The organism is Nocardioides sp., from assembly GCF_034670285.1.
In the GTDB taxonomy this organism is placed as follows: Bacteria; Actinomycetota; Actinomycetes; order Propionibacteriales; family Nocardioidaceae; genus Nocardioides.
Genome location: NZ_JAXMNS010000411.1, coordinates 1 through 3,253 on the forward strand (window position 1 = coordinate 1; position 3,253 = coordinate 3,253).

At 69.0% G+C, this 3,253-nt stretch carries 2 protein-coding genes and 2 tRNA genes; 3 read left to right on the plus strand and 1 reads right to left on the minus strand.

The window, feature by feature from the left end:
* Positions 1 to 56: 56 nt before the first annotated feature.
* Positions 57 to 129: transfer RNA gene (locus tag VOI19_RS16770), tRNA-Gly, on the minus strand.
* A gap of 158 nt (positions 130 to 287) precedes the next feature.
* Between VOI19_RS16770 and VOI19_RS16775 the strand changes: the two genes are divergently transcribed.
* The 3 genes from VOI19_RS16775 to VOI19_RS16785 form a co-directional block, all read left to right on the plus strand.
* Positions 288 to 1,109 (plus strand): aminodeoxychorismate lyase, encoded by an 822-nt coding sequence (locus VOI19_RS16775; RefSeq protein WP_323794100.1) that lies wholly within the window; start codon positions 288 to 290, stop codon positions 1,107 to 1,109.
* 86 nt (positions 1,110 to 1,195) lie between these two features.
* A tRNA-Val gene (locus VOI19_RS16780) sits at positions 1,196 to 1,267 on the plus strand.
* A 218-nt stretch (positions 1,268 to 1,485) separates the two neighbouring features.
* On the plus strand, positions 1,486 to 3,253 hold a 1,768-nt coding region (locus VOI19_RS16785), incomplete at its 3' end, for a hypothetical protein (protein WP_323794101.1).

Consider the following 3,253-nt stretch of genomic DNA (forward strand, 5'->3'; position numbering starts at 1 on the left):
CCTCTCGGCCAACCCACCGTGATGCTGGAGGTCTGGCCTTGACACTGACCTCTCCGAGCGGACAACGAGACTCGAACTCGCGACCTCAACCTTGGCAAGGTTGCGCTCTACCAACTGAGCTATGTCCGCCTGCGTTCCCGGCTGGTTTCCCCTCCGTGACTGCGAAAGGAACATTAGCCGATGCCTTGCACGCAGACCAATCGGGGTCCGGTTCGGCGTGGCTGCGCGGTTCTCGGCGGCGCGCGCTGGGTCGGCGTCGTCGTGGGGGGAGTCCTAGAGTGACGCTCATGCACGCGTGGATCGACGGACAGCTCCTGACCAACCCCGAGCAGGCGGCGGTCAGCGTCACCGATCACGGGTTCACCGTCGGCGACGGGGTGTTCGAGGCCGTCAAGGTGCTCGAAGGCCGCCCCTTCGCGCTCGACCTCCACCTGGCTCGGCTCGAGCGCTCGGCCACCGGGCTTGGTCTTGACGCCCCCGACCTCGACGCCGTGCGTCGTGGGATCGCCGCCGTCCTCGAACAGGACCACCTGACGCTTGGGCGCCTCCGCATCACGTTGACGGCCGGTCGCGCGCCCCTCGGGTCCGGCCGTGGCGCCCACGACTCGACGCTGGTGGTGGTTGCCGTACCCATGGAGCCCACGCCGGATGAGACCCACGTCGTCACGGTGCCGTGGTCGCGCAACGAGCACAGCGCCGTCGCCGGACTCAAGACCACGTCGTACGCCGAGAACGTCGTTGCGTTGGCCAAGGCGCGCGAGCAGGGGGCCAGCGAGGCGATCTTCGCCAACACCGCCGGCCACCTGTGCGAGGGCACCGGCTCCAACGTGTTCTACGTCGTCGACGGCGAGCTGCGCACCCCGACCCTCGCCAGCGGTTGCCTCGCCGGCGTCACTCGCGCGCTGGTGCTCGACTGGTGCGGAGCGCGCGAGGTGGACGAGCCGATCGCCGTCGCCGAAGCTGCCGAGGAGGTCTTCCTGGTGTCGACCACGCGCGACGTCCAGGCGGTGACGAGGTGGAACGACCGGACGATCCCGGTCGGCCCGGTCACCAGGGAGGCCGCGCAGACCTGGGCGCGGCGTGAGCGGGAGATGGCGCTCCCGGTCTGAGCCGGCGGTGCGCGCCCACCCAGCCGATGTCGGCGTCTGCTCGGACATGGGCTAAAGTCTGCGATCGCACCCGCAAGCACCACCGCGGGCGATTGGCGCAGTGGTAGCGCGCTTCGTTCACACCGAAGAGGTCACTGGTTCGAACCCAGTATCGCCCACAGTTCCCCAGGCCAGAGGCACGTGCCTCTGGCCTGGGGCTTTTTTGCGTGCACCAGGGGGGACGGCGCGTTGCGCGGCGGCGCAATGGTGCTGCACATCACAAAAAGGTCGTAACCAATCCGGGCCGGGGCCGTTGCACCGACGACAGCCTCGCGGCGTCGGGGTCATCCTCCGTCGCTGCGACCCGCCGCACCTTCTCACCCCCGAAGGACTTTGAATGCAGCTTCGTCCAGGCCTGATGGCGGCCGCCTTGCTTCTCGGCGTAGCAGGACTCGCCGCTCCAGCCCCCACCTCTGCAAGCCCGGCTGACGACTACGTCGGCCCCTACTTCGGCGACAAGAACCTCCCGCCCGGATGCATCAAGAACATGGACCGGGACAACCCGGACAACGTGTGCTTCCACGGCAAGGCGGGGCTGAACGCCCTGGACACGCCCAAGGTGGACGTCGCCGTGCTGGTGCCGGCCTCGCCGACCGCCGAGCGTGACCTGCGCATCCTGCGCCAGGCGGCAGAAGCGTGGGAGGGCGGTATCGACTACCTCGCCGGCGAGATGGGGCTGGACTGGCTGAGCGACAATGTCGACTTCCACATCACCTCGGACGTCGTCAGCCTCACGGAGGGCGACGAGGTCAGCACCTACCCGCTCTACGACCCCGAGATCGTCATCATCGCCACCAACCCGGTCGGCGGCATCGGCATCGGCGTCGACCCGCTCTACCTCACCGACGAGCTCGGTGTGTTCGACGAGAACGGTGTGCCGTGCCACAACATCGCCAACCCCTTCTCCCTGGACACCTGGGAGGGCATGCCCGGCTACGACGGACACCACGGTGACGGCGGCGGCTACTACGTCGAGGACTGCGGCGGTGCCGGCGGCAACGTCTGCTTCGCGGTCAACGGCGCCATCGACCCGGTTCCGGGCACGACTGACACGTTCTCGCTCTTCGACCTCGTGCTGCACGAGACGGGTCACTGCCTGACCCTGGGGCACGTCGGCGACGGCGCCGAGGGCGACTGGGGCCCGGTGCCGACCACCGACATCATGGCCTACAGCGCCGACCCGCCCGGCATGAGCAAGTGCGTCTCGACGCTCAACGTCGAGGTCTTCGCGACCCGGATGAGCCAGTACATCGACGTCAACGGCGACGGAACGGTCTCCGAGCACGACCACGTGCACCCCAACGACGTCGCGGGCGACGGATCGAACTCCTTCCAGGTCCAGCACCCCGACGACCACCACTACGCCTCCTCGACCGGCTCGGTGTGGGAGTGCCCGCAGCCCGACCTGGGCCTCGTCCCCGGTCCGCGGACCGACTGGACCCCTGACCCGGTGGCGACCAGCACCCCGACGCTGACGATGACGTCGCCGGCGCACGGGGACGGCGTCCCCGAGGGGCACGTGCACGTGGCCGGCACAGTGGACCGCCTGCCGTTGAAGGCCGACCCGACGTCGACCACCGCGTCGCACGACGACCCCGAGGGTGACTCGCTGACCCCGGTCACCGACCTCCAGAACCTCCAGGTGGAGGTCACCGACCTCGACGTCGTCGCCACTCTCAAGGTCGACCAGCTCTGGCCCGAGGGTGTCGTCTCGCTGCCGAAGTACGGCGTGAGCATCGGTGGTCGCGAGATCGAGTCGACCATCCCGGACCCGCGCAGCTCCTCCGAGGTGGTCACCTACGACCACTCCATGGAGACAGCGCTTCCGGACGAGTGGTCGCAGTGGGACGCAGTCGCGAACACCGTGACCTTCACGATCCCGCGCAGCTATCTGGCCGGTGCCAAGATCACCGCGCCGTACGACGTCTTCGCGCTCACCAGCTATCGCGCCCCGACGAACATGTGGACCGTGATCGCCGACGACCGAGCGCCCGACACCGGTGCGGTCGACGTGGCCGCCCCGGCGAGCACGCAGGCCGACGGCAGCTCGACCAGCGAGTCGCGCACGCTCACGCGCACCTCCACGAGCTCGGTCCTCGGTGGCC